At 72.9% G+C, this 25,214-nt stretch carries 23 protein-coding genes; 6 read left to right on the top strand and 17 right to left on the bottom strand.

Features of this window, described 5'->3' with window-relative positions:
* Positions 1-25 precede the first annotated feature (25 nt).
* The 8 genes from ACWEGE_RS34360 to ACWEGE_RS34325 form a co-directional block, all read right to left on the bottom strand.
* Positions 26-1,339: an ABC transporter substrate-binding protein gene (locus ACWEGE_RS34360; protein WP_449664636.1), complete on the bottom strand. Its 1,314-nt coding sequence runs from the start codon at positions 1,337-1,339 to the stop codon at positions 26-28.
* On the bottom strand, positions 1,326-2,396 hold the full coding sequence (locus tag ACWEGE_RS34355) for a branched-chain amino acid ABC transporter permease (protein ID WP_449664635.1): 1,071 nt from the start codon (positions 2,394-2,396) through the stop codon (positions 1,326-1,328). Before ACWEGE_RS34355 ends, ACWEGE_RS34360 begins: the two co-directional genes overlap by 14 nt.
* Positions 2,393-3,244, bottom strand: a complete 852-nt coding sequence (locus ACWEGE_RS34350) for a branched-chain amino acid ABC transporter permease (protein WP_449664634.1) — start codon at positions 3,242-3,244, stop codon at positions 2,393-2,395. The genes ACWEGE_RS34355 and ACWEGE_RS34350 overlap by 4 nt, the downstream gene beginning before the upstream one ends.
* Before the next feature lie 24 nt (positions 3,245-3,268).
* Positions 3,269-3,976: an ABC transporter ATP-binding protein gene (locus ACWEGE_RS34345; protein WP_449664633.1), complete on the bottom strand. Its 708-nt coding sequence runs from the start codon at positions 3,974-3,976 to the stop codon at positions 3,269-3,271.
* Positions 3,969-4,760, bottom strand: a complete 792-nt coding sequence (locus ACWEGE_RS34340) for an ABC transporter ATP-binding protein (RefSeq protein WP_449664632.1) — start codon at positions 4,758-4,760, stop codon at positions 3,969-3,971. Before ACWEGE_RS34340 ends, ACWEGE_RS34345 begins: the two co-directional genes overlap by 8 nt.
* A 222-nt stretch (positions 4,761-4,982) precedes the next feature.
* Positions 4,983-5,960: an ABC transporter substrate-binding protein gene (locus ACWEGE_RS34335; RefSeq protein WP_449664631.1), complete on the bottom strand. Its 978-nt coding sequence runs from the start codon at positions 5,958-5,960 to the stop codon at positions 4,983-4,985.
* Between the two features lie 684 nt (positions 5,961-6,644).
* On the bottom strand, positions 6,645-7,892 hold the full coding sequence (locus tag ACWEGE_RS34330) for an MFS transporter (protein ID WP_449664630.1): 1,248 nt from the start codon (positions 7,890-7,892) through the stop codon (positions 6,645-6,647).
* A 138-nt stretch (positions 7,893-8,030) separates the two neighbouring features.
* Positions 8,031-8,651 carry a thioesterase II family protein gene (locus ACWEGE_RS34325; RefSeq protein WP_449664629.1) on the bottom strand — a complete coding sequence of 207 codons (621 nt, stop codon included), beginning with the start codon at positions 8,649-8,651 and terminating at the stop codon, positions 8,031-8,033.
* Positions 8,652-8,737: 86 nt separating this feature from the next.
* On the opposite strand from ACWEGE_RS34325, the gene ACWEGE_RS34320 reads away from it, so the two are divergent.
* Both ACWEGE_RS34320 and ACWEGE_RS34315 read left to right on the top strand, forming a co-directional pair.
* Positions 8,738-11,812: a BTAD domain-containing putative transcriptional regulator gene (locus ACWEGE_RS34320; RefSeq protein ID WP_449664628.1), complete on the top strand. Its 3,075-nt coding sequence runs from the start codon at positions 8,738-8,740 to the stop codon at positions 11,810-11,812.
* Between the two features lie 48 nt (positions 11,813-11,860).
* Complete coding sequence (locus ACWEGE_RS34315) at positions 11,861-12,631, top strand: GntR family transcriptional regulator (protein ID WP_449664627.1); 771 nt, start codon at positions 11,861-11,863, stop codon at positions 12,629-12,631.
* Between the two features lie 262 nt (positions 12,632-12,893).
* Here ACWEGE_RS34315 and ACWEGE_RS34310 read toward each other — a convergent pair whose 3' ends face one another.
* From ACWEGE_RS34310 to ACWEGE_RS34295, 4 genes are read right to left on the bottom strand one after another with little or no spacing between them, the layout of a single operon-like run.
* Positions 12,894-14,204, bottom strand: a complete 1,311-nt coding sequence (locus tag ACWEGE_RS34310; protein ID WP_449664626.1) for a hypothetical protein — start codon at positions 14,202-14,204, stop codon at positions 12,894-12,896.
* Positions 14,201-14,590 (bottom strand): PTS sugar transporter subunit IIA, encoded by a 390-nt coding sequence (locus ACWEGE_RS34305; protein ID WP_449664625.1) that lies wholly within the window; start codon positions 14,588-14,590, stop codon positions 14,201-14,203. Before ACWEGE_RS34305 ends, ACWEGE_RS34310 begins: the two co-directional genes overlap by 4 nt.
* Positions 14,591-14,602: 12 nt before the next feature.
* Complete coding sequence (locus ACWEGE_RS34300; protein WP_449664624.1) at positions 14,603-16,222, bottom strand: PTS system mannose/fructose/sorbose family transporter subunit IID; 1,620 nt, start codon at positions 16,220-16,222, stop codon at positions 14,603-14,605.
* Positions 16,223-16,228: 6 nt separating this feature from the next.
* Entirely contained in the window at positions 16,229-16,705 is a 477-nt protein-coding gene (locus tag ACWEGE_RS34295; protein ID WP_449664623.1) for a PTS system mannose/fructose/N-acetylgalactosamine-transporter subunit IIB, read from the bottom strand.
* 337 nt (positions 16,706-17,042) lie between these two features.
* Here ACWEGE_RS34295 and ACWEGE_RS34290 point away from each other — a divergent pair, with 337 nt between their 5' ends.
* On the top strand, positions 17,043-17,987 hold the full coding sequence (locus tag ACWEGE_RS34290) for an MBL fold metallo-hydrolase (protein WP_449664622.1): 945 nt from the start codon (positions 17,043-17,045) through the stop codon (positions 17,985-17,987).
* Here the strand turns inward: ACWEGE_RS34290 and ACWEGE_RS34285 are convergent.
* Complete coding sequence (locus ACWEGE_RS34285; protein WP_449664621.1) at positions 17,984-18,481, bottom strand: MarR family winged helix-turn-helix transcriptional regulator; 498 nt, start codon at positions 18,479-18,481, stop codon at positions 17,984-17,986. The genes ACWEGE_RS34290 and ACWEGE_RS34285 overlap by 4 nt on opposite strands.
* Before the next feature lie 76 nt (positions 18,482-18,557).
* On the opposite strand from ACWEGE_RS34285, the gene ACWEGE_RS34280 reads away from it, so the two are divergent.
* Positions 18,558-19,472, top strand: a complete 915-nt coding sequence (locus tag ACWEGE_RS34280) for an EamA family transporter (RefSeq protein WP_449664620.1) — start codon at positions 18,558-18,560, stop codon at positions 19,470-19,472.
* Between the two features lie 37 nt (positions 19,473-19,509).
* Positions 19,510-20,694, top strand: coding sequence for a glycoside hydrolase family 64 protein (locus tag ACWEGE_RS34275; RefSeq protein WP_449664619.1), 1,185 nt, complete (start codon positions 19,510-19,512; stop codon positions 20,692-20,694).
* Here the strand turns inward: ACWEGE_RS34275 and ACWEGE_RS34270 are convergent.
* A complete protein-coding gene (locus tag ACWEGE_RS34270; protein WP_449664618.1) occupies positions 20,691-20,864 on the bottom strand; it encodes a hypothetical protein in 174 nt (57 codons plus the stop codon). The genes ACWEGE_RS34275 and ACWEGE_RS34270 overlap by 4 nt on opposite strands.
* Positions 20,865-21,114: 250 nt before the next feature.
* Between ACWEGE_RS34270 and ACWEGE_RS34265 the strand changes: the two genes are divergently transcribed.
* Positions 21,115-21,921, top strand: a complete 807-nt coding sequence (locus ACWEGE_RS34265) for a PGAP1-like alpha/beta domain-containing protein (protein WP_449664617.1) — start codon at positions 21,115-21,117, stop codon at positions 21,919-21,921.
* Here ACWEGE_RS34265 and ACWEGE_RS34260 read toward each other — a convergent pair.
* From ACWEGE_RS34260 to ACWEGE_RS34250, 3 genes are read right to left on the bottom strand one after another with little or no spacing between them, the layout of a single operon-like run.
* A complete protein-coding gene (locus tag ACWEGE_RS34260; RefSeq protein WP_449664616.1) occupies positions 21,911-22,753 on the bottom strand; it encodes an ABC transporter permease in 843 nt (280 codons plus the stop codon). The two genes, ACWEGE_RS34265 and ACWEGE_RS34260, sit on opposite strands and share 11 nt — an antisense overlap.
* Positions 22,750-23,661, bottom strand: coding sequence for an ABC transporter ATP-binding protein (locus ACWEGE_RS34255; RefSeq protein WP_449664615.1), 912 nt, complete (start codon positions 23,659-23,661; stop codon positions 22,750-22,752). Before ACWEGE_RS34255 ends, ACWEGE_RS34260 begins: the two co-directional genes overlap by 4 nt.
* The gene (locus tag ACWEGE_RS34250; RefSeq protein ID WP_449664614.1) at positions 23,658-24,707 is read right to left on the bottom strand and encodes a hypothetical protein; all 1,050 of its coding nucleotides are present in this window, start codon (positions 24,705-24,707) and stop codon (positions 23,658-23,660) included. The genes ACWEGE_RS34255 and ACWEGE_RS34250 overlap by 4 nt, the downstream gene beginning before the upstream one ends.
* Positions 24,708-25,214: the final 507 nt, after the last annotated feature.

The raw sequence follows: 25,214 nt of genomic DNA, 5'->3' as shown, positions 1-25,214 counted from the left end.
CGACGCCCACGAGCCGGCCCGGTCGTCACTTGCTCACCAGGTTCACCTGCTCCGGAGTGGCGCGCTCACCGGAGTACGGCGTGATCGCGCCGGTGCCACGGTCGGTGACCGCCGGTGGCTGGAGCACCGTCGTCGTGGTGTCCGGGTTGATCTTGAACACGTACGCGCCCGTGTAGCCGGCGTGCGAGTCCTTCGAGAACCCGAACGGCGTCAGGCCCGGCCCCTTGAGCGCGCCGGAGCTCATCGCGTCGACGACCTTCTGCCGCGTCGGGTCCGGCCCGGCCGCCTTGAGCGCCTGCCCGAACGTGTAGGCCTGCACCATGCCGAACAGCACGGTGTTGGTGAACGGCTCCTTCGCGAGGTACTTGTCGTGGATGCCCTTGAAGTAGGCCACCCACGGGTCCGCCGTCTGGGCGACGTCCGGCAGGTACCCGGTGCCGATCAGGCCGGCCAGCAGCTGCCCGCTGGAGACGCTGGCGCCACCCCGCTTGGCGAAGTCCTGCAGCAGCCCGGACAGCGTCGCCGGGTCCGCGCCGATGCTGCTCACCACGAACTGCGGTTTGTACCCGATCTTCGCCGCGGCCAGGATCGACAGCGCGGTGAACGCCGGGATGCACGCGCAGACGACGACCTCGGCACCGGCCGCCTTGAGCGCGGACAGCTGCGGCGTGACGTCGGTGTTGGCGCTGTCGTAGCCCTGCCGGGCGACGACCTGGTCCTTGACGAACTGGTCGAGCCCGGCCTGGGTGTCGCGGCCGACGTCGTCGTTCTGCGTGAAGTAGCCGACCTTCTTGCCGGCCAGGGTGTCCTTGACGTACTTGCCCTGGATCTTGCCTTCCCGCGTGTAGTCCACCTGGTACCCGAAGGTCATCGGCGCCTTCTGCGGGTCGTCCCAGGCGAGCGCGCCCGAGGACACCAGCAGGTCCGGCACGCCTTCGGCGTTCAGGTAGTCCACGACCTTGGAGTGCGTCGGCGTCCCGAGCCCGCCGACGATCGCGAAGACCTTGTCCTGCAGGACGAGCTTCTTGACGACCTCGACGGTCTTCGTCGGGTTGTAGCCGTCGTCCTCGACCTTGTACTCGATCTTGCGGCCGTTGATCCCGCCGCCGTCGTTGATCGACTGGTACACCGCGCGGGCGCCGGCGGAGATCTTGCTGTACCCGGGCGCGGCCGGGCCGGTGAGCGGCTGGTGCGTGCCGATGACGACGGTGTCCTTCGTGACGCCGACCGCCGAATCGGCGGCCTGCGGCCCGCCCCCGTCGCTCTCCCCCGCGCCGCCGCACGCGGCCAGTGCCAGGGCGAGGGCGACGAATCCCGCGCCGTACCTAGTGGTTCTCATGGTTCTCCTTCTTCTGGGCGGGCTTGCGGAGAAGCACGCGGAGCCGCTGGAAACCGCCTTGAATGCCGCGCGGGAAGGCGAGCACGACGACGATGAGGATCACGCCGTACACCGCGAGGGGGAGGTTGTTGGCCACGTCGGTGTTCAGGTGCAGGACGTCGGCGAGGTCTTCGGACCAGGCCTGGAAGTACACGAGCGCGACCGCGCCCCACAGCGCGCCCCACAGGGACCCGAGCCCGCCCAGCACCACCGCGGCCAGCAGGCTCAGCGACAGCGCGGGCGTGAACGAGCCCGGCGCGGCCGTGCCCAGCAGGAACGCCTGCAGGCCACCGGCCAGCCCGCCGCACACCGCGCTGACCAGGAACGCGAGGATCTTCGTGCGCCCGACGGCGATCCCGCTCAGCGCGGCGGCGACCTCGTCGTCGCGGACCGCGCGGAAGTCCCGCCCGAGCCGGCCGCGGACGATGTTCACCACCAGCACGAGCGCGAGCAGCACGCTCAGCCAGACGATCCAGGTCTGCCAGCGCAGTTCCGGGACGCCGACCCCGGCCGGTCTGCTGTGGACGGTGAAGCTCAACCCGTTGCTGCCGCCCAGGAAGCCGGGGAACTTCCGGGTCAGCGCGGGCAGGCCGACGGCCAAGGCGAGGGTCGCGCCGGCGAGGTACGGGCCGCGCAGCCGGGCCGCCGCCGCGCCGGCCAGCAGCCCGGCGAGCCCGCCGGCGGCCGAGGCCAGCAGCAGGTCGGCCCACAGCGGGAACGACGGCACCCGCCGCACGAGCAGCGCGACCGTGTAGGCACCGATGAACATGAACGCGCCGTGCCCCAGCGATACCTGCCCGGTGAGGCCGGTGAGCAGGGTCAGCCCGGCCACCGCGATCAGGTAGTAGCCGATGGTCGCCAGGCGCAGGTTGGTGAACTCGTCGGTGACCAGGGTCAGCAGCACGACCACCGCGAACGCGCCCAGCGCGGCGAGCGCGTGGACGAGCAGCGGCGGCAGCGTGCGGGACTTCTTCTCCGGAGCCACCACGACTTCGGACGGTTGGGTGCGGACGGTCATACCCGCCTCACCTTGGCCCGGCCGAACAGCCCGCTGGGCCGCAGCGTCAGCACGACCACCAGGATGGCCAGCGCGGCGATCGTCACCGTCTCCGGTCCGAAGTAGCCGGACACATAGGACAGTCCGACGCCGAGCACGAACCCGCCGGCGATGGTGCCCAAGGGGTTGTCGAGGCCGCCGAGCACCGCCGCGGTGAGCGCGTAGACGAAGACGCCGTCCAGCACGTTGGGGAAGAGGAACGGCGGCGTGGCCAGCAGCCCGGCCAGCGAGCCGACGGCCGCGGCCAGCCCCCAGCCGGCGGTGAGCATCAGCCCGACCCGCACGCCGAGCGTCCGCGCCACTTCGGGGGCGAACGCGGCGGCGCGCATCCGCAGGCCCAGCGGCGTGTACTTGAACACCACCAGCACCAGCGCGGCGATGGCCACGACGACGAGCACGACGAACAGGTCGTTGGCGGAGAACCGGCCGCGGAAGTCGAAGGCGTACGGGAACGCCAGCGGCTCGTTGGACCAGATCATGCCCGCGACCGCCTGCAGCACCAGCAGGAGCCCGAGCGTGACGATGATCGAGCTCAGCTCGGAGCGGTGCCGCAGCGGCCGGATCAGCAGCCGTTCGGTGGCCACGCCCAGCGCGGTCCCGGCGACGATGGCGACGGCGAAGCCGAGCCAGTAGCTGCCCGTCGCCTTCGTCACCGAGTACGCGAGGTAGGTGGAGATCAGGGCGAGGGCGGGTTGCGCGAAGTTCACCACCCGGGTGGCCCGGTAGATGATGACCAGGGCGAGCCCGAGCGCCGCGTACACCGCGCCGGCCGAGATCCCGCCGAGGGTCAGGTCGAAGAAGTCCTGCATACCGGACCGTTACCTCCGTGTCGTTCAGAAACCCAGGTAGGCGTGGCGGAGGCCGTCGTCGGCCAGCAGTTCCGCCGCGGTGTCGACGGCCACCACCCGGCCGAGCGCGAGGACGTACCCGCGGTCGGCGATGGACAGCGCGGAGTGCGCGTTCTGCTCGACGAGCACGACGGTGAGCCCGGTCGAGGCCCGCAGGTCGCGCAGGATGCCCATGATCCGGGCGGTGACGAGCGGCGCGAGGCCGAGCGACGGTTCGTCGAGCAGCAGCAGCGACGGCCGGCTCATCAGCGCCCGGCCGATGGCGAGCATCTGCCGTTCGCCGCCGGAGAGCGTCGATGCGGGTTTCGCCGAACGTTGCTCCAGGACCGGGAAAAGCTCGTACACCTCCGCCCGCGCGGCGGCCCGGTCGGCGCGGTCCCGCCGCCACAGGGCGCCCAGCCGGAGGTTCTCCTCGACGGTCAGCTCGGTGATGACGCCGCCGCCTTCGGGCACGAGCGCGATGCCGCCGCGGGCGATCCGGTCCGGCGCCAGCCCGGTCAGTTCCGTGCCGTCCCAGGCGATCCGGCCGGCGCGGGCGGGCTGCAGGCCGCTGATCGTGCGCAGCAGGGTGGTCTTCCCGGCCCCGTTCGCCCCCAGCACGGCGGTGATCCCGCCGCGCTCGACGGTGATCCCGACGCCGTCGAGCGCGCGGACCGCGCCGTGGGCCACGGACAGCTCTTCGATCTCAAGCACCGGAAGCCTCCTCGGCGGGGTCGCCGAGGTAGGCCTCGGCCACGCGGGGGTGGGCCTGGATCTCGGCCGGGCTGCCCGCGGCGATCACCTCGCCGAAGTTCAGCACCACCACCCGGTCGCAGACCTGCATCACCAGGTCCATGTGGTGTTCGACGAGCACGACCGCCATCCGGCGCCGCAGGGAGAGGATCAGCTTCGAGAGCTCGGCGAGCTCGGCGGACGAGAGCCCGCTCGCGGGTTCGTCGAGCAGCAGCAGCTCGGGTTCGGCCACCAGCGCCCGCGCGAGCGCCACGCGCTTGCGCACGCCGTAGGGCAGCACGCCGGGCAGCCGGTCGGCGAGGTCGGCGATCCCGAGTTCGCCGAGGGTCGCCCGGGCCCGCCCGGCCAGCTCGGCTTCGTCGCGGGCCGAGCGGCCGGCGCCGACGAGGGCCGGGAGCACGCCGGTCCGGGCGTGGCGGCCCGCGCCCGCCAGCACGTTTTCGAGCACCGTCAGCCCGGGGAACAGCCCGAGACCCTGCAGCGTCCGGACGATCCCGAGCCGGGCGAGGTGCTCCGGGCGGTGGCGGACGAGCGGGCGTCCCCGCCACAGCACGCGGCCCTCCTGGGGCCGGACGAACCCGCAGACGACGTTGAACAACGTCGTCTTGCCCGCGCCGTTGGGCCCGATGACCCCCACGACGGTGCCGGCGTCGACGCTCAGGTGGACGTCGTGCAGCGCGGTGAGACCACCGAAGCGCACGGTGAGGCCGTCGGCCACGAGCAGGTCTTCACCCGGAGGTGTCATCGACGACATTCCTCTCCCACCATGTGGACAACGCCGTACCGCGCGGTCGGTATGAAGAGGGTGGGCTGCGGCGGCGGCCGTGTCAAGGCACGAATCACCGAAACCGGACGAGCGCCGGCGGTCTGAAAATTTCGGCACACCGGCCGGTCACGAGAAGTCCTGGCGCGCGAAAAAGGGCGGGTGCGCGAGGCGCACCCGCCCTTTCGGCAACCGGCCGCCGGCTCAGCCGGTGCCGGTCTGCGGGGCGATCATCGAGGAGGCGTCGATCTTCGTCTGGATGACGCCGAGCTGCTGCAGCAGGTCCGGCACCCGCTGGATGCGGCGGGCGTCCAGGCTGGACCCGAAGGTGGGCATCACCATCAGGCTCGCGATGTCCTGGTCCACCTTGGCGTTGCGGACGACCAGCGGTTCGATCCGCGCCCGGTCGACCGCGGCGCGCGTGGCGTTGAGCATCGCGCGCTGGAACGCCCGCATCGTCTTCGGGTGGTCCTGGACCCACTTGGCGGTGGCGCCGTAGCCGGTGAGGGGGAAGTTCTGCGTGCTGCCGCTGGCGGCGTCGATGACCGGGAACGCACCCGCGGTCCGGGCGGCCTGGGTGAGGAACGGTTCCGGCTGGTAGGCCGCGTCGACCCGGCCCTGCGCCAGCGCGGCGCTCATCTCCGGCAGCGGCATCGGCACCCACTGCACCTTGCCGGGGTCGACCCCGTGGTCGCGCATCACCGACCGGGTCAGCACGTCCGAGGCGGCGTTCTTCGAACTGATGGCGATCCGCCTGCCCGAGAGGTCGCCCACCGTCTTCACCGGCGAGTTCGGCACGGTGACGACCTCGTTGCTGCGCGGGCTCGCCGACGTCCCGTCGGTGACCAGCTTGACGTCCGCCGAGCCACTGCTCTTGGCCAGGAAGAACAGGGTGTAGGTGGACAGCGCGAGGTCGTCCTGGCCGCTCGTCATCCGGCTGAGCGTTTCCTGCCCGCTGGTGCCGACGTCGGCCTGCACGTCGAGGCCCTCGGCCTTGAAGTACCCGCCCTCCTGGGCCAGCCAGAGCGGCGCGAGGTCGACGGTGGTGAGGATCGCGACCCGGATCGACGGCTTTTCGACGTCACCGGCGGCGGCGGGGCTCTTGAGCTGGCTGCACCCGGTCAGCAGAACGGCGACCAGGGCGAGCACGGTGAGCCGGCGGGTCGAGGCGCGATGAAGCATGCCACTCCTCGGAGAAGATTATGGGGACCACGGAATACGGCTCGTTCGGCCGTGATCAGCGGGACTGTAGATGACGATTTCCCGGCCCGCAAATGCGTTGCCGAGAAATACATCACGCCAGGTTCACGCGAAAGAGTGACAAGAGAGCCAACGGGTAACCCACTGACAGGGTGGACGCGACCGACGGAAAGTAACCTACGCATAGGCGTTGATTATCGTGATCTTGCCACCCCAGGTGACAAGCTCGGGTTGCGCTGATCGTCGTAACGCCACCGAGTGGCCAACCGACTGCTTGGAGTAACCCCTCACCCCCGGGTACCGGCACGCCAGATCGACCGCCCCACCCCGGAAAAGAACAATCAAAAACGGCGAACATCCATTAATCGCCAACCGGATACCAGGGCGGAAAACTGATTCTCATGCTCAATTCCCGAGCCAGGAGAACGGATTTACCCGAATTGGATCTCCGGCCCGGCGCGCGCGAAGGCCGGCCGCTCCGCCGGCGCCGGAAAGTCCGGCCGGGGTGCTGCTCGGAGGCCCCCAGACCGCGAAGCAGCGGGACCGTCACCAGGGCGCTTTCCCAAGGCGTCCGGGATCCGGACGCCGAGGAGAACGGATTCCGGCGGATCCCCGGGAAAGCGGGTGGATGTTCGGCGCAGGTTCGCCGAGAAGGCGGAACGCCGGCTAACCACCCGCCGCGGTCTCGACGGGCGTCGCGAAGCGGCGCAATCCCGGCGTCACCGCACCCACCAGCGCCACCGCCACCACGCACAACAGCCCGCCGCTGACCAACGCGAACGCCCCCGAAGCCGCACCCGCGACGAGGCCGCCGCGCAGGTTGCCGACGTCCGGGCCCGCCTGGCCGACGATCTGCTCGGCCGCCGACACCCGGCCGAGCAGGGCGTCCGGGGTCGCCAGCTGGACCAGCGCGCTCCGCGAGACCACCGCGACCGTGTCGGCCGCGCCCGCGACGACGAGACAGGCCAGCCCGAGCCACCGGTCCGGCGCCAGGCCGAACCCCGTCAACGCGGCGCCCCAGCCGGCCGATCCCGCGAGCATCACCCACCCCGGCCGCGATCGGCGCGTGAACGTCCCGGAGAACACCGACGCCGCGACGCCGCCGACCGCGACGGCCGAGAGGAACAACCCGAGCGTCCGCGGGTCGCCGCCGAAGCGCTCGGCGTTCACCAGCGGGAACAGGCTCATCGGCATGGACAGCACCATGGCCGCGAGGTCGGTGAGCAGCGCACCCCGCACGACCGGCGTCCGCACGAGGAAGGCGAGCCCGTCGAGCACGCCGCCCAGCCCTGGCCGCGAAGGCTCGCCGCCGGGCCGCATCGCCGGGAGGCCGGAAAGGCCGTAGAAGGCCAAGCCGAACGTGAGCGCGTCGACCAGGTAGCAGCCGCCGACACCGGCCCAGCCGAGGACCAGCCCGCCGAGCGCCGGGCCGAGCAGCATCGCGCCCTGGAAGGCGATCCGGTTCAGCGCCAGGCCGGCCGGCAGCTGCTCCGGCGGCAGCAACCGCGGGATGAAGGTGCGTGCGGCGGGGCCGCCACACGCGACGAAACAGGACTGGACCGCCACCAGGCCCAGCACGGCGACCACCGGCACGTCGCCGAGGAACCCTTGCACCGCCAGGAAAACCGAGCAGACGGCTTGGCCGGTCGTCGCGACCAGGGCGACCTTCCGCCGGTCGACGCGGTCCACGAGCGAACCGGCGAACAGGCCGAACACGATGAGGGGAAGCGCTTGCGCGAGCCCGACGGCCCCGGTCCACACGGTGCTCCGGGTCTGCTCCCAGACCTGGAACATCACGGCGACGAGCGTCATCTGGGAGCCGAAGCCGGAGAAGACCCGGCCCAGCCAGAGCCGCCGGAACGGGGGCGAGGTGCGCAGCGGGGTGAGGTCGACGAAGGCGCGGGTCAGGGGCATGGCCGCATCACCCGGCAACTATAACAGCGCTTGTACATTGTCACGCCAGAGCGCCCCGATGTGGCCTTCGGTGCGTCAGACGCAACCAAGGCCGCCTTCGGGCGCTTGGTCGATCCACGGCGAGGACTCGAGGACGGGCTACGTCCCGGTCAGCTTGGGTGCCGGCGTCTGCTCCGCCATGGCGGAGATCAGGTGGGCCGACCGCAGGACGGCGTCACGCAGCAGCGCCGCGCTGTCCTGCGCCCTGGCCGGCGTCAGCACGAACCCGGCGCTCGTGTGCTCCCCCCAGCCGGTCATCACATGCGGCTCGCCGAACCCCCGGATCGGCGACGGCAGCGGCGGCGCCACCGGCAGGTGCGCGTCGCTGGCCAGCAGGCTGACGTCGGCGCGGCCCGCCTGTTCCGGCACCGCCCGCGCGGCACGGGACGGCGGCGCCTGGTGCGCCACGACGAGTGCCCGCGGGACCCCCAGTCCCGCGGCCACCCGGCGCTGGGCCAGCCGGTAGGCGACCAGGGCGCCCAGCCCCGCGCCGAACAGCACGTGCGGGCTCTCGAGGGCTCCGGCCAGCTCCCCGGCCAGCGCCTCGACCAGCAGCCACATGTCCCGGTAGGGGTGCTCGTCCCGGCGTTCGCCCCGGCCCGGCAGCTCCACGACCTGCACCGCGATCCGCGGATCGCGCCAGGCCCGGTAGCGGCCGGCGGCTTCCCCGGCGTCCGGGAAGCAGACGAACAACAGACGCTGCACGTCGTCTCGGTCCACCCGTGGCCTCCCTTCCAGCCTGCCCGGGGATATGGTCGATCACGGCACTTCCGTTTCGCTTCGGTCCGTCTTCCGGGGGGCATCACGTGCGCTACCGCCTGCTCGGACCGGTCACCGTCCTCGGCAACGGCGGCCCGATCCGCCCCGGCGGCCAGAAGCAGACCTCGGTGCTCGCCGCGCTCCTGCTGAACGCCAACCGCGTGGTGACCGAGGACAGGCTCATCGACCTGACCTGGGGCGAAAACGCGCCGCCGAGCGTCCGCGGGCGGCTCCAGGTGCACATCTCGGAACTGCGGAAGCTGCTCGGCCGCGACGTCATCGTGCGGCGCGCGCCCGGTTACCTCATCGAAGTCGCCCCGGGCGACCGCGACCTCGACGTGTTCGACGCCGAAGTGGCCAAGGCCAGGGCGAGCTCCGGGGCGGACGCCGTCACGCACCTGCGGGCCGCGCTGGCGCTGTGGGAGGGCACGCCGCTCGGCGGGGTGAGCGAGGCGCTGGCGGAGTACGAGGGCCCGGCGCTGGCCGAGCGCCGGCTCGTCGCGCTGGAGGAGCTGTACGAGCAGGAACTCGTCGCGGGCCGCCACGGCGAGGTCGTCGGGGAGCTGCGGCGGCTGGTCGACGAGCACCCGTTCCGCGAGCGCCTCCGGGCCGCGCTGATGCTCGCGCTGCACCGCTGCGGCCGCACCCCGGAGGCCCTCGAGATGTACGCGCGGGCACACGAGCTGCTGGTCGGCGAACTGGGCATCGAACCCGGCCAGGCCCTGCAGGACCTGCGGATGCGGATCCTGCGCGGCGAAGGCGAGCCCGCCCCGCCCGCCCCGGTCGCCCCGCGGCCCGCCGAGCTGCCGCTGGACGTGCGCGGGTTCGCCGGCCGGGCACCCGAGCTGGCCGCGCTCGACGAACCCGGCGACGTCTGGGTGATCACCGGCACCGCCGGCGTCGGCAAGACCGCGCTGGCCGTGCACTGGGCCCACACCGCCCGGACCCGCTACCCCGACGGCCAGCTGTACGTGAACCTGCGCGGGTTCGACGCCGACGACGAGCCGCTCACGCCCGCCGCCGCGCTCGCCCAGCTGCTGCGGACCCTCGGCGTCGACCTGCGGGACGTCCCGCCCGGCGTCGACGACCAGAGCAAGCTCTACCGGTCGCTGCTGGCCGACCGGCAGGCACTGGTGGTGCTGGACAACGCCCGCGACACCGCACAGGTGCTGCCGCTGCTGCCGTCGTCGGGGCGGGTGCTGGTGACCAGCCGCCACCGGCTCGACGAGCTGGTCGCCCGCGTCGGCGCGCGGTCGCTGGGCCTGGTGCAGCTGCGCGAGGCCGACTCCCGCGCGCTGCTGACCGCGCTGCTCGGCGACCGGACCGCGGCGGAGCCGGAAGCGGCGGCCGAGCTGGCCCGCCTGTGCGGCCACCACCCGCTGGCCCTGCGGATCGCCGCGGCGAACACCGGCGTCGCCAGCATCGGCGAGCTGGTCGACGAGCTGCGCGGCGACCCGCTGGCCCACCTCGGCTTCGACGGCGAAAGCGCGGTCGCCAAGGCGTTTTCGGTGTCCTACCAGGCGCTGGCGCCCGCGTTGCGGCAGGCGTTCCGGCTGCTCGCGCTGGTGCCGGGCACCGACTTCACGGCGGTCGAGGCGGCGGCCCTGCTCGAGACGCCGACCGAGCCGGCGACCCGGCGGCTGCGCGGGCTGATCGCGGCGAACCTCCTGGAGGCGCACGCGCCCCGCCGGTACCGCTTCCACGACCTCGCCCGCCGCTACGCCGAGCAGTGCGTCCGCGCCGAGGAGGACGAGCCCGCGCGCGAGGCGGCGTGGGAGCGGCTGTTCACCGGTTACTGCGCGGCCGCGGACGCCGCCGTCGCGCTGCTCGGCGCGCGGATCGTGGCGCTGCCCCGCGAGGACGCGCCGTCGGCGCCGAGCCCGGTGGTCTTCGCCGGCGCCGCCGAAGCCGTGGCCTGGCTGGACGTCGAGGTGCCGAACCTCTCGGCGGCACTGCGGCAGGCCGCGGCCCGCGGGCCGTACCCCGGTGCCTGGTACCTCGCCGACGCCTTGCGGCGGTTCTTCCACGACCACGGCCGCCGGGCGGAGTGGCTCGAGCTGGCCCCGATCGTGCTGCGCGCGGCGCAGGACCACGGCGCCCAGCCCGCCGAAGCGCTGGTCGAGCTGTCCATCGGCGGGGCGTACTTCCGCGAGGGCCAGCACGAGGCCGGCATCCGGCACTCGGAGAAGGCGGTGCTGGCCAGCCGCGCGTGCGGGTGGCGGCAGTGCGAGGCCACGGCGGTGGCGAACCTCGGGGCGATGCTGGAGTGGACAGGGCGGCTGTCCGAGGCGGTCGAGCACAGCCGTCGCGCGATCCAGCTGTTCCGCGAGCTGGCCAACCGGTCGGGCGAGGCACTGGCGCTGAACTCGCTGAGCTGCCACTACCGGCAGCTGGGCCGGCTGGAGCAGGCCGAGGACTGCCTGGTGGAGGCGATCGCGCTGGCCCGCAAGGAGGACCTGGCGTTCTGGGAGGCGGCCAACCTCGCCGACCTCGGCTGGGTGCTCATGGCCACCGGACGGCTGGCGGAGTCCGGGGAGATCCTCGACCAGGCCCTGCAGGCGTTCCGCGACCTGGGCTCCAGCTTCGGCGAGGCCACGGCGTTGAACGTGGTGAGCGCCCTGCAGATCGCCCGCGGCGACCACGCCGCGGCGGTGGCGACGGCGGAGGCGGCCCTGGCGTGCGTCCGCCGTGACGGCGACCGCCAGGTCGAGGCGGCGGCGCTGATCGCACTGGGCCGGGCGGAGGAGAGCCGCGGTGACTTCGGTGCGGCCGAACGCGTCCTGCGCGAGGCCCGCTCGCTCACGGCGGAGTCGGGACTGCGGGGCCAGCTGGCCGAGGCGGCCGCGACGCTGGCGCGGGTCCTCGCCGCCGACGGGCGTCCCGGCGAGGCGGGCGAACACGCGCGAGCGGCACTGGACGCCGCCCGGGCGGGCGGGTTCCGGGTGGTGGAAGCCGAGGCATTGCTGGGGCTGGCCGCGGTCCAGGCGGCGGCGGGCCGGTCGATGCTGGCCGGGGGAACGGCCCGGGAGTCGCGGGCGCTCTACCGCGCGGTCGGGCACGTGACGGGCGAAGCGCAGGCGGCGGAGTTCCTCGACCGGCTCGGCGAGGAGGCCACCGGCTGAGCCGCGCCGGGTGTTACTTCCCCGGCGCTCGCGCGACATACTGAAGACATGCCCCGTCCGAAACACGTTCCCGCGAGCGATCTGCGCCTCCCGGAGGCGCTGCAGCCGGGGCGGCCGAAGGGCGACCAGCTGCGGGAGATCCTGGAAGGCGTCGCCACCGAAGCCGGGCCGGGCCGGCTGATGCCGTCCGAGCGGTTCCTCGCCGAGCACTTCCAGGTGGCCCGCGGCACCGTGCGGCAGGAGATCAACCGCCTGGTCGCGGACGGCGTCCTGTACCGCCAGCACGGCACCGCGACCTTCACCGCCGAACGGCAGGCCGCGCACATCGACATGCTGACCTCGTTCACCGAGGACATGCAGGCCCGCGGCGTCGTGCCGAAGACGAAGGTGCTGCACGCCGAGGTCGAAAGCGCGGGTCCGCGGATCGCGGGCCGGCTGAACGTGCCGCCGGGCGCCCGGGTGTTCCGGCTCGAACGCCTCCGCTACGTCGAGGACGAGCCGTTCGCGGTCGAGCGCACCAACCTGTCCGTCGACCGGTTCCCGGACATCGAGCTGTTCGACTGGGAAACCCAGTCCCTGCACCGCACGATCGAGGAACGCTGGGGCGTGCGCCCGGAGTGGAACGACACCGCGATTTCCGCGGTCCTGCCCAACAGCAACGACGCCGCCCTGCTCGGCATCGAAGCCACCCAGCCGTGCCTGATCATCGAAGGCACGCTGCACGACCAGAGCGGCGGCGTCATCGAAGCGGGCCGGTCGCTGTACCGGGCCGACCGCTACACGGTCTTCACCCAGGCACGCCGCAGCCCGGCGACCTGATCGGGCACCCCCCGGCGACGGCTGGTTCCTGGCCTCGTTCACCACGACGGCGGCAGTGCTCGCGGTCCTGTCCGCGTACGAAGAACGGCAGCCCGGGGCGTTCGGGGTGTCGGTGTTCGGCCTGGTCGGGTATGCGCTGCCGCTGGTGAGGCGGCTGGGCCGCACAGGGTCGACCCGGCGGTCCCCGCCGCCTTCGTGCTCGGCGGCGCCGGGGTCCTCGGGGTCACCGCGGTCCGCTTCGGCTCCCCGCTCCGCCGCCGGCCTAGCAGCGGCTGACCTGGTGCGCCCGCAGGACCTTCAGGCAGTGCTCCACCAGCTGGTCCGCCGCCTCCGGGGCGAACAGCGTCACGTACGACTCGTAGATCCCGTCGCGGTGGCCGTCGGCGTCCGGCAGGTACCCCAGGTAGCCGTCCGTGTAGCCGATCACGCGGGTGTGGCGGAACGGGCTGCCGCGGCGGATGCGCAGGCCCAGCGACGCGAACAGCTCGAACGGCGTGTGCAGCCAGGCGACCTCCCCCAGCGACACCACGCTGACCGGCACCTCCGCGCAGCCCGTCGGCCGCCCGCCCGCCGCCATCGTCGCCAGCATCGCGCAGCCCTCGTAGCGGGTCTGCGCGATGCGGACCGCCGGGTGGTCCTCGCCGTGGTGGGCCAGCTCGCGCTGCCACTCCTCCTCCGCCACCTGGCGCAGCTCGAGGCTGTCCTCGAGCGACGGGATGTCGCGGTAGGGCAGGTGCAGCGTCGACCGCGTCAGCCGGACCGGGCCGGCCGTCGCGGGCGGGGGCGAGACCGCCGCCAGCGTGCGCGCGATCGACGTCGCCAGGTGGCCGCCGAGCGTGCGGACCTCGGCGTGGTCGCGGCCGCGCCGGACGAACCGGGAGCTGGCGTCGCCCGCCGCGCCCTGCAGGAACGCCGCCACCGGCTGGCCGACCAGGGTGGCCAGCTCGCGGCGGGTCGCCCCCGGCCAGTCCGCTGACCAGGCGAGGTTGTCCGGCCCGAGCACGGTGGGGTGGCTCGCGTAGTCGAACAGCAGCGCGGCCGGGCTCCCGTCGTCGCGGCGCAGCTCCAGCACCCCGAACGACGTGTCGTGCGGCCCGTCCGGCCGGTAGCGGTTGCCGCCGACGGCGCCGGTCGACCCCGCGTGCCAGCGGGCCCGGACGCGGCTCCGGCAGGCCCGCAGCCGCAGCGCGGCGCCGGTGACCTTCTCGGCCATGCCGCCGACCAGCCCGGCGTCCCGCTGTCCCGGCAGGCCGGGGTGCAGCGGGCCGGTCCAGCCCTCGGGCCCGGAATGCGTGTGCGACGCGCAGACCAGCACCCGGTCCGGGTCGATCTCCACCGCCGCGGCGACGGCGTCGGCCAGGGTGCGGGTCAGGCGCGCGTCGACGGCGAGGGCGTCGAGCGCCACCCACACCACGCCGGGGTCGTCCTCGGTGGACAGCCAGATCAGCGACGCTTCGAGGTCGTCGTGCGTGCCCGTCGCGACGCCGTGCCGGGCCAGGTAGCCGCCGAGCGGGTGCCCGGGCCCCGGCGTGATCCGGACGTCCTGCGCGGCGAGCAGGAGCGCGGCGGTCACCAGGTCGATTCCAGGACGTCGACGACGCCGTCGCGACCGGCGGCGCGCGCCACCCCCGCGAGCTCGGTGACGTCGTCGGTCGTGTGCAGCAGGACTTCCAGCAGCATCGGCAGGTTCAGCCCGGAGACCAGCTGGATTCGCGGGTGCCCGGCGGCGAGCGTGCGGACGGCGTTGAACGGCGAACCGCCGTGCAGGTCGGCGAGCACCAGCACGCCGGGGGCGTCGCCGGCCAGCACGAGCACGCGGGCGCCGAACTCCTCCGGGCTGTCGCGCGGGCTCAGCTCGCAGACCTTGAGCCGCGCCTGCGGGCCGAGGATCATCTCGGCGGCTTCCCCCACGCCGGACGGCAGCCGGCCGTGGCCGGCGAGGATGATCGGGACGGACATGGGCGGATCCCCCTAACTCTTCGCCGGGGCCGATGGCGCGAACCAGCCGAGCCACCCCAGGACGACCCCGGCCACGACCACGATGCCGATGACCCAGACCGGCCGCAGCCGCGCCTTGACCGTCAGCAGGTACACCCCGGCGGTGACGAGCACCGGGAGCAGGAACGGGAGCAGCTCGTCGAGCCGGTCCTGGATCGCCACCGCCTGCGTCACCGGCTGCCCCTGGACCGTGGTGGTCTGCCGGTAGGTCAGCGTGGTGACGACCTTGACGATCGACGGGATGAACCCGCCGAGGACGACGAACCCGAGCACGGTCGCCCCCTGGGCGACGCGCGCGAGCGCACCGGCCGCGAGGTGCCCGGCCAGCCGCTTGCCCTCGCGGTAGGCGAAGGAGAACTGCCAGCGCCGGACGAGCGCGTACGGCACGAGCACCATGACCGCGGCGAAGGCGGGGCCGAGCCAGTTGCCCTGCAGCGCCCACGAGGCGCCCATGGTGAAGATGATGCTGTTGTAGAGCGCGAAGACGACGGTGTCGCCGATGCCGGCCATCGGCCCCATCAGCGCGACCTTCGTGCTCGCCGCCGACTTCGGCGTGCCGGCTTCTTCGAGCGCGACGCTGGAGCCGAGGATCAGCGGGCCGCCGACGAGCACCGAGGTGTTGAAGAACTGCAGGTGCCGCTGCAGGCCGGCGACGTAGTCGGCCTTCTCCGGGTACAGCCGGCGCAGCACCGGTTCCATCGAGTACGCGAACCCGAGCGCCTGCATCCGCTCGTAGTTCCAGGAGATCTGGCTCGACCAGAAGTACCGGCGGAACACCCGCCGCAGGTCCTGTTTCGTCAGCCGGGGGTCCACTGTGGACTCTTCCGCGGCCGGTTCGGGCACGGCGATCGCCGGTTCGTCGCGCTTCAGCGTCACGAAGAGCATCGCGACCGCGACGCCGATCAGCGCGATCCCCAGCACCGGCAGGTGCAGGTAGGCGAACCCGACGAACCCGATGAGCAGCAGGTACCAGTACCGCGACAGCTCCATCATGCCGAGCAGCAGCGCGAAGCCGACGGCCGGCAGCAGCGACCCGGCCAGCGTCATGCCCTGCACGAACCCGGCCGGGATGCTCGCGGTGATGTCCTTGACCAGCCCGCCGGAGGCGGCCAGCGCGGCGAGGAACGTCGGGACGGCCCGCACGGCCACCCACGGGACCAGGCTGACCCAGTGGATCGTCGCCAGGCCGCGGGCGTTGCCGTCGGCGGCGTAGCCGTCGGCGCGGTGCACCAGCGCGGTGGTGACCATCTTGCCGACCGGGTCCAGCGCCGCGAGCAGGATGGCGGCCGGCAGCCCGACGCCGATGCCGATCGCGGCCTGTGCGGCCGGGGCCCCGGCGGCGCCCGCGGCCAGCGCGGTGCCGACGATCGCGCCGGTCTGGTAGTCCGGGATGGTGGCGCCGCCGTAGGTGTAGACACCCAGCGCCGCCAGCTCCAGCGTGGCGCCGATCAGCAGGCCGAGCAGCGGGTGGCCGGTGATCAGGCCGGCCACCGAGCCGGCGATCAGCGGGCGCTGGGCGTAGATGAGGAACGGCCCGAGGCCGTCGTACGTGCAGTAGATCGCCCAGAGGGTCAGGGCCAGCGCGACGAGCATGCGGAGCTAGAGCCCTTTCCGGTCGAGCAGGGAGAGGAAATCGGCGGGTTTGTCCTGCGGGAGCAGCTGCGTGACGAGCGGGATGCCGGTGGCGGCGAGCTTGCGGTAGGCGTCGGCCTCGTCCGCGGTGACCGCGACCGAGCGGGTGACCATGGTGGCGGGCTCCCCCGGCCGGGGGGCCACGTTGCCGACGTTGACGACCTCGGGCCGCAGCCCGCCCTCGACGAGGCGGAAGACGTCCCCGGGGTGCTTGGCGATGACCATGGCGCCGGCGCCGGGTTCCCCGGCGAGCGTGGCCTCGACCGACAGCACGTCGGTGGGCAACCCGCGGGCGGCCTGCGGGAGCAGCACCCGCTGGAGTTCGTCGGCGGCGACGTCGTCGTTGCAGACCACCAGCCGGCGCACGCGGAGGCGGCGGGTCCACGCGACGGTGACCTGACCGTGGATGAGCCGGTTGTCGATGCGGACGTGTGCCCCCGTCATTTTTCTCCTCCCGGCCGGCAGGAGACATACTGGTTCGTACCAGTATCTGTGTCAACATGCCGGTGACCGGCCTTCGCGCGGCCGACGGAAGGACCCCTCAGACCTTCCGTCGGCCCACGAGCGCGAAGTCCCCCTGGATTTTTTCTCCCGGACCCTCCCATAAAGGTATATACCAGTATCGACGGTTGTGATCGACTGTCAAGACCCGGTCCCCGGCGAATCCGAAAAATTCTCGACCGGTCGGCCGACCGAAATTGGGGAAACATTCCAGGGGGAATCCGCGCAACCTGACCCGGGCACCGTCGTTAACCGCATCGTCCGTTCAGGGGAGGAAAGCATGCCGGCCGTCAGATCGAACATCGTCCCGCTCCGGCACGCGCGGCCCGGAGTGGTGGCGTACGTGAAGAGCCCGGCCGAGTGGTTCGTCGCGAACAGCGGCTGGATCCAGGGCACCGAGGGCGTCGCGCTGATCGACACCTGCGGCACCGAGCAGGCGACCCTGGAACTGGTGCGCGACGTCCGCAAGTACGCCGGCGACCAGGAGCTCACCGTCGTCATCACGCACGCGCACGGCGAACACCACAACGGACTCGGGGTCGCCCTGCGCGAGGGCGGCACCGCGCTGGCCGCCCCGGGCAGCCTCGAGCTGGTCAAGGCCGGCCCGCAGACGTACGGCAACGTCTTCACGTACACGCGGTGGGGCGTGCTCGAGCCGCCGTCACCCGACGTGGTCCACCCGGTGACCGGCTGGCACGAACTGGACCTGGGCGGCGCGACGGTCGACGTCGTGGCGGTCCCGGGCGTCGCGCACACGGCGGGCGACCTGGTGGTGCACGAGCCGCGGTCGGGCACGCTGTTCGCCGGCGACCTGGTGTGCATCGGCGACACCCCGATCGCGGTGCACGGCTCGATCCCCGGCTGGCTCGACGCGCTCGACTGGCTCCAGGACACCTTCCGCCCGCGCACCCTCGTCCCCGGCCACGGCCCGGTGGCGACCCCCGCCCACCCGGCGTTCCACGCGATGCGCGTCTACCTGGAGTGGCTGCTGGAGGCGACCGTGCGCCAGTCGAACTTCACGAAGCTGGCGAAGCAGGCGTCCCTGCGGTGGCCGTCGTGGCGCAACCCGGAACGCCACATCGGGAACCTGATGCGCGCGTACGCCGACCAGCACGGCCGCAAGCTCGACGTCGACCTGGCGGTCGACGCGGTACTGGCCGCGGCCGGGGGCCGGATCGACCTGGACCTGCTGCTGAACGGCGAGCCGGTCCGGCAGATCTCCTAGGGAGCCGAACCACCCAGGCTTTCCAAGAGCGTCCGCAAGGTCGACGCCAGCTCCTCCCGCTCCCCCGCGTCCAGCGCGGCCAGGATGCGGTGCTCGGTCTCGACGTGCTCGGGCAGCGCCCGGTCGATGACCTCGCCGCCGGCCTCGGTCAGCCGCACCCGGACCCCGCGGCCGTCCGCCTCGTTCGGGGTGCGCTCCACCAGGCCCCGGGCCTCCATCTTGTCCAGGCGCTGGGTGATCGCCCCGGACGTCACCATCGCCGAGCGCATCAGTTCCGTCGGGGTCAGCCGGTACGGCGGCCCGCTGCGGCGCAGGGTCGCGAGGACGTCGAACGTCGCGCGGTCCAGGCCGTGGCGGGCGAACGTCCGGCGCAGCTCCGCGTCGACCAGCGCGCTCAGCCGGGACAGCCGGCCGATCACCGCCATCGGGGAAACGTCGAGGTCGGGGCGCTCGGCGTGCCACTGCGCGAGCACCCGGTCCACGTGGTCGGCCATCTGCACAGCGTAACCGATGCCTTAGTGGTAAGTGAAAGGCTAGCTAGTTACCTTAGTACTGAGGTAATCTACCTTAATGCTAAACAAACAGCTCCTCCTCACCGCCCTCGCCCCGGCCATCTGGGGCACCACCTACCTCGTCACCACCGAGTTCCTGCCGCCCGACCGCCCGCTGCTCGCCGCCGTCATCCGGGCCCTGCCCGCCGGCCTGCTGCTGGTCGCGCTCACCCGCCGCCTGCCGAAGGGCGACTGGTGGTGGCGGTCGCTGGTGCTCGGCACGCTGAACATCGGCGCGTTCCTCGCCCTGCTGTTCGTCGCCGCCTACCGGCTGCCCGGCGGGGTCGCCGCCACCCTCGGCGCCCTGCAGCCGCTGCTGGTCGCCGGTCTGTCCACCGGCCTGCTCGGCGAACGCCTGACCCGGCGCACCGTGCTCGCGGGGATCGCCGGCGTGGCCGGCGTCAGCCTGCTGGTCCTGCAGTCGTCGGCGCGGCTCGACGCGATCGGCGTCGCCGCGGCGGCCGGCGGCGCGGTCGTGATGGCCACCGGCGTCGTGCTGAGCAAGCGCTGGACGTCCCCCGCCCCGCTGCTGGCGACGACCGGCTGGCAGCTCGTCGCGGGCGGGCTGGTGCTCGTGCCGGTCGCGCTGGCCGTCGAGGGCGCGCCGCCCGCGTCGCTGTCCGGGGCGAACCTCGCGGGTTACGCCTACCTCGCGCTGATCGGTGCCGCGTTCGCGTACGCCCTGTGGTTCCGCGGGATCCGCGCGCTGTCCGCCACCCACGTGACGTTCCTCGGGCTGCTGAGCCCGGTCGTGGCCACCCTGCTCGGCTGGCTCGTGCTCGGCCAGCGGCTGACGCCGTGGCAGCTGCTGGGCGCGGTGATCGTGCTGGGCGCCGTCGTGGCGGCGCAGCGGCGGCCGCTGGTCCGGACGGGGGACGATGATTATCAGCCTTTGACAACCGCTCGCCGGGCCGCCGACGCTGAAATGGTCTGAACAACTTGCGATCATCGGCCTCGACGAGGAGGCGCCCGTGCGCACGAAGACGTCCGTCCGGCAACGGCTGGTGGTGCTGGCCGCGGCCCTCGCGGTGGCCGCCGCGACCGCCCCCGCCGCCGAAGCGGTGCCGGCCACCATCCCCCTGAAGATCACCAACAACTCCGGCCGCGGCGATCCCGTCTACCTCTACGACCTGGGCACGAACCTGGCGACCGGGCAGCAGGGCTGGGCGGACGCGAACGGCACGTTCCACGCCTGGCCCGGCGGCGCGGTGCCGCCGATCCCGGCGCCCGACGCGTCGATCCCGGGCCCCGCGAACGGCCAGTCGATCACCATCCGGATCCCGAAGTTCTCCGGCCGGATCTACTTCTCCTACGGGCAGAAGCTGGTGTTCAAGCTCGCCACCGGCGGCCTGGTGCAGCCGGCGGTCCAGAACCCGTCGGACCCCAACGCCGGCATCCTCTTCAACTGGTCGGAGTACACGCTCAACGACGGCGGCCTCTGGATCAACAGCACCCAGGTGGACATGTTCTCCGCGCCGTACGCGGTCGGCGTCCAGCCCGTGGGCGGCACCACGAAGAGCACCGGGCACCTGAAACCGGGCGGCTACAACGGTTTCTACACCGCGCTGCGCGGCCAGCCGGGCGGCTGGGCCAACCTGATCCGGACGCGCTCGGACGGCACGGTCCTGCGCGCGCTGGCGCCTTCCCACGGCATCGAAGCCGGCGCGCTGCCCTCGAACGTGCTGCAGGACTACATCGACCGCGTCTGGACGAAGTACAGCTCGTCGACGCTGACCGTGACGCCGGTGGCCGACCAGCCGAACGTCAAGTACTACGGCCGGGTCTCCGGCAACACCATGAACTTCACGAACACCTCCGGCGGGTTCGTGACGGCGTTCCAGAAACCGGACTCCGACAGCGTCTTCGGCTGCTACAAGAACCTCGACGCGCCGAACGACGTCCGCGGCCAGATTTCGCGCACGCTCTGCGCGGGCTTCAACCGCTCGACGCTGCTGACCAACGCGAACCAGCCGGACCCGAGCTCCGCGGGCTTCTACCAGGACGCCGTGACCAACCAGTACGCGCGCAAGATCCACGCGCAGATGGCCGACGGCAAGGCGTACGCCTTCGCCTTCGACGACGTCGGCCACTACGAGTCGCTGGTCAACGACGGCAACCCGGCGACGGCCTACCTGACGCTCGACCCGTTCAACTAGAGCTTCACGACGGTTCGGCCCGGCGCGACCGGCGTGTCCCCGAGCAGTTCGCCCGGGGGCGCGCCGGTGCGCACCGGCACCGGCTGCGCCCGCCCCCGGACCTCCACCACCGGCGGGCCGCACCCGACCAGCTCCACCACCAGCACGACGAGCACGACAATCCGACCCATCTCCACCACTCCCACCGGGCACACGACACCGGCCTTGGGCCCGGTTCGGAAAGTCCCGCCCTCTCACCGGATCGGCTCAGCCGGACCCGAAGCCGGAACTCGCGTGATTCCGGCCGGAACTCGCGTGATCCGGGCCGTGACGGCTCCAGACACGCGAGTTCCGGGCTCGATCACGCGAGCTCCGGGCTCGATCACGCGAGTTCCGGCTTCCATCACACCGGCCGAGCGGCAGCCGGGTCATCATGGAGCTGTGCGGATCACGGCTTGGTGGGGCGGGCTCAGCCCGCGGCGGCGGCTGATGCTGAGCAGTGTCGCCGTCGCCGTGGTGGCCGTGGTCGTCGCCGCGCTCGTCGCCGCGTCCGGGGCCAAGGCCGCGCCGGACGCCGGGACGCCGGACCAGAACAAGCCCGGCCCGGTGCTGCTGGTCCCCGGCTACGGCGGTGGCCGGGGTGCGCTCGAAACCCTCGCCGAGCGGATCCGGCAGGCCACCGGCCGGACCGCCGAAGTGCTCACCCTGGCCGGCGACGGCACCGGCGACCTCGTCGAACAGGCCGCCGTCCTCGCCGAAGCCGTCGAGAAGGCCTACGAGCAGGGCGCGCCCTCGGTCGACGTCGTCGGGTACTCGGCCGGCGGGATCGTGGTGCGGCTGTGGGTCGGCCGGGAGAACGGCGACCACCAGGCCCGCCGGGTCGTGACGCTCGGCGCGCCGATGCACGGCACCGGCCTGGCCACGGCGGGTGGCGCGCTGGTCCCCGGCGGCTGTCCCACCGCGTGCGTCCAGCTCGCGCCGGGCAGCAGCCTCCTACAGGAGCTGGCCAAGCAGCCGCTCCCGCCGGGCCTGCCGTGGCTTTCGCTCTGGACCGACAACGACGAGACGGTGACGCCGCCGGACTCCGCCCGGGTCGACGGCGCCGTCAACGTGTCCCTCCAGCAGGTCTGCCCGGGCAACCCGGCCGGCCACGGCGACCTGCCCACCGACCCCGCCGTCACCGAGATCGTCCTGCAGGCCCTCGGCACCACCGCGCTCGAAGCGCCCACGGAGTGCCTCAGCTCGTGACGTCCTTCGTCGCGAAGTTCGCCCACGCGGCCCCGAAGAACACCACGATGTAGCCGGCCTGCAGCAGCAGCCCGTGGTCGATGTTGCGCCACAGCACCGGATCGCGGAAGAAGTCGATCCAGGACAGCCAGTAGTGCGTCGGCAGGTAGGGCCGCACGGACGCGGCCGCGTCCAGGGTCTCCAGCACCGTGCTCGTGATGAGCACGGCCAGCCCGCCCAGCGCGGCCCCCAGCGCCGAATCGGACACCGTCGAAAGGAACAGGGTGATCGCCGCGAACCCGAGCAGCGACACGACGATGTAGGTCACCGCGCCCAGCAGCCGCAGGCCGAGCGCGGAGGAGCTGAGCGACTGCCCGGACAGCGACGTCACGCCGGCCGGCTGCCCGCCCGGGCCCGCGACGCCGGGTGTGCCGCCGGTGCCGAACAGGATCACCCCGAGCACCAGCGACGTCAGCACCACGATGACGATCGCCGCGGTCACGTACACCGCGAGCGCCACCATCTTGGCGGCCAGCAGCCTGGTCCGGCCGACCGGCCGCACCAGCAGGTAGCGCAGGGTGCCGGTGGCCGCCTCGCCCGCGACCGCGTCGCCCGCGGCGACGGCGACCGCGATCGGCAGGAACAGCGGCAGCACCAGGGCGAGCGCGGCGGCCGGGTACAGCGCGCCGTCGTTGACCACCGCCGAGAGGAACGCCCCGCCCTGCCCGGGCGGCGGCGCGAAGTCGGCCGTCGCCAGGAAGACGCCGACGATCGCCGGCAGCAGGCACAGCAGCAGCACGCTGAACCAGACCCGCGGCCGCAGCGCGAGCTTCCGCAGTTCGACGCCGATCATCCGGCCGCCCCGAACCGGTCCGAGCCCGGACCCGTCACGTCGAGCACGACCTGCTCGAGCGTCCGCTGTTCGGCGTGGATCGACGTCACGCGCACCCCCGCTTCGACGAGCAGCGCGTTCAGCGCCGCCGGATCGGCGTGCCGGATGACCAGCCGGTCGCCGTCGCGGGCTTCGAGCTGCCCGTCGAGGACCGCGGCCGCTTCGGCCGCGTCCGGCGTGCCGACCAGGATCCGGCCGGTGGCCGCGCGCAGCGTCGCGAGGTCCTCCTCCAGCACGAGCCGGCCGCGGTCGACGACGCCGACGCGCGTGCACAGCTGCTCCACCTCGGCCAGCAGGTGGCTGGAGAGGAACACCGTGGTGCCACCGGCGTTCAGCGCGACCAGCAGCTCGCGGATCTCCTTGATGCCCTGCGGGTCGAGCCCGTTGGTCGGTTCGTCGAGGATCAGCAGCCGCGGCCGCCGCAGCAGGGCGCCGGCGAGCCCGAGCCGTTGCCGCATGCCGAGCGAGTACGCCTTCACCGGCCGCTGGTCGACCCCGCCCAGCCCGACCTGTTCGAGGGCTTCGTCGACGCGACGGCGCCGCGTGCGACGGCCACCCCCGCGGCCGGCGGCGTCGAGCAGCGCCAGGTTCCGGCGCCCGGACAGGTGCGGGTACGCGGCCGGGCCCTCGACGAGCGCACCGACGTCCGGCAGCACCTCGGCGACCCGCTTGGGCACCGGTTTCCCGAGCACCTCGATCTCCCCGGCGGTCGCGTAGACCAGGCCGAGCAGCATCCGGACCAGGGTGGTCTTGCCCGAGCCGTTGGGGCCGAGGAAGCCGTAGCGATCGCCTTCGCGGACTTCGAGGTCGACCGCGTCGACGGCCACCGTCCGGCCGTAGCGCTTGGTCAGCGCGCGCGTGACGATCACGGGCCGCTCCGGCGCAGCCGGGACAGCTCGTCGGCGACGGACTTCAGGACGCCGGGCGTCACCGTCCCGGCGAGCAGGTAGGACCGCCGGGACACCGACGACCGCACGACGCCCAGCGAGAGCGGGGTGATGGACAGCTGCACGACGCTCCCGGCGGCCAGCTTGACCTGCGCCCCACCGGCCTTCCCGGCGGCGTCACCCGCCGCGTTGGCCACCGTCCGCGGAACGGCGATCACGGCGAAGGCGGCCAGCCCCCGCCCGTAGAGGGCGGCGCCCTGCACGCCCCCGAAGTTCTCCGACACGACGGGCCGCCCGGCGAGCGACGTGGGCAGCGGAACCTGGCCGAACGCGCCGAGCGTGTCGGCGACGTCCGGCGCGCTGGTGACGTTGAACCCCGACCCGAGCACCGGCCGCGGCGCCTCGACGACCGGCGTCGTCTGCTCGAGCTGGAGGAACTCGGTGACCAGGATCGGGGCGTCCTGCCCCCGCGCGGTCACCTCGACCCGCACGGCCACCCCGGTCGCCGGATCCGCCCAGACGTCAACCCGCCCGACGGTGGTATCGGGATCGGCGGGCACGAGCCGCACCCCGGACGCGGCAACCCCGGCAACGTTCCGCCCCGGCAGCGCACTGACGGGGTCGCCTTTCGCAGCCCGCAAGATCCGCCGCGCAAGTTCGGGCGGCAGCAGGTCCCCGGCCCGCGGCAGCCGGAGCGCCGGCTCACCGATCAGCTCGGTGAGCGTGTTGTCCCCGTAGTCCCAGGTGTATTCCCCATCGGGCAGCCGGTAGACATCGTGCTCACCGGCGGTCCCGAGAATGTCGACGCGGTACCGATCGGGCCCGGCGTACCAGGCCCGCATCGGCGTCCGCATCGAGAAGAGGGCGGTGACGGCCCCGAGGTTCGGCAGCTCCGGAAGGGCGAGCGACCCGGCGCTTTCGGCGTAACCCTGGTACGGCTTTTCGGCGGAGCCCAGCACAAGGGCCCGAAGCCGCTCGGGATCAACGGCCGCCCCGGCGGGCGAGAGAGCGGCAACAACGGAGGGCACGGAGACAAGCACAGAGGCAACGGCGGCGACCACCGCCCACCGGCGCCGCCTCCCGTACCGCAACACCATCGGCCATCACCTCTGACGTCCTTTGTACGCATGGTCATGGGCCCACAGCTAGTGGAGAAGACCGATCCCGCAACGCGGACGCACTGAGCAGCCCCCGATTTCCACGCTAGCGGAGGGCACCGACAAGCCCGGCGCCCTCCACCGCACGGGCCAGGGGTTACCCACAGTCCGAACCACAACGGCGAGTTGTACACAGCCGACGCGCGAACCGCCGGCCGGCAGCGCAGGCCACCACACCTCCCCGAATACCGACCCCCCTCCAACCCGGCGGCCGGGCGAGCGAGGCAACCAACGACGTCACCAGACCTCCCCCGCCCCTCATCCCAGCCTTCCCTTCAGCCGGCGGGCGGGTTTGTCAAGGCATGCCCTACGACCGGCGGCCGGTGGAGGCGCACCGGGCGCGGTCCGCCGCGTCGGTCCGGGTGTCCGCGCCCGCCG

It is taken from the genome of Amycolatopsis sp. NPDC004747 (genome assembly GCF_053601335.1).
Note: the sequence above shows the minus strand (reverse complement) of the source record. Positions and strands in the feature narration are given on the sequence as shown.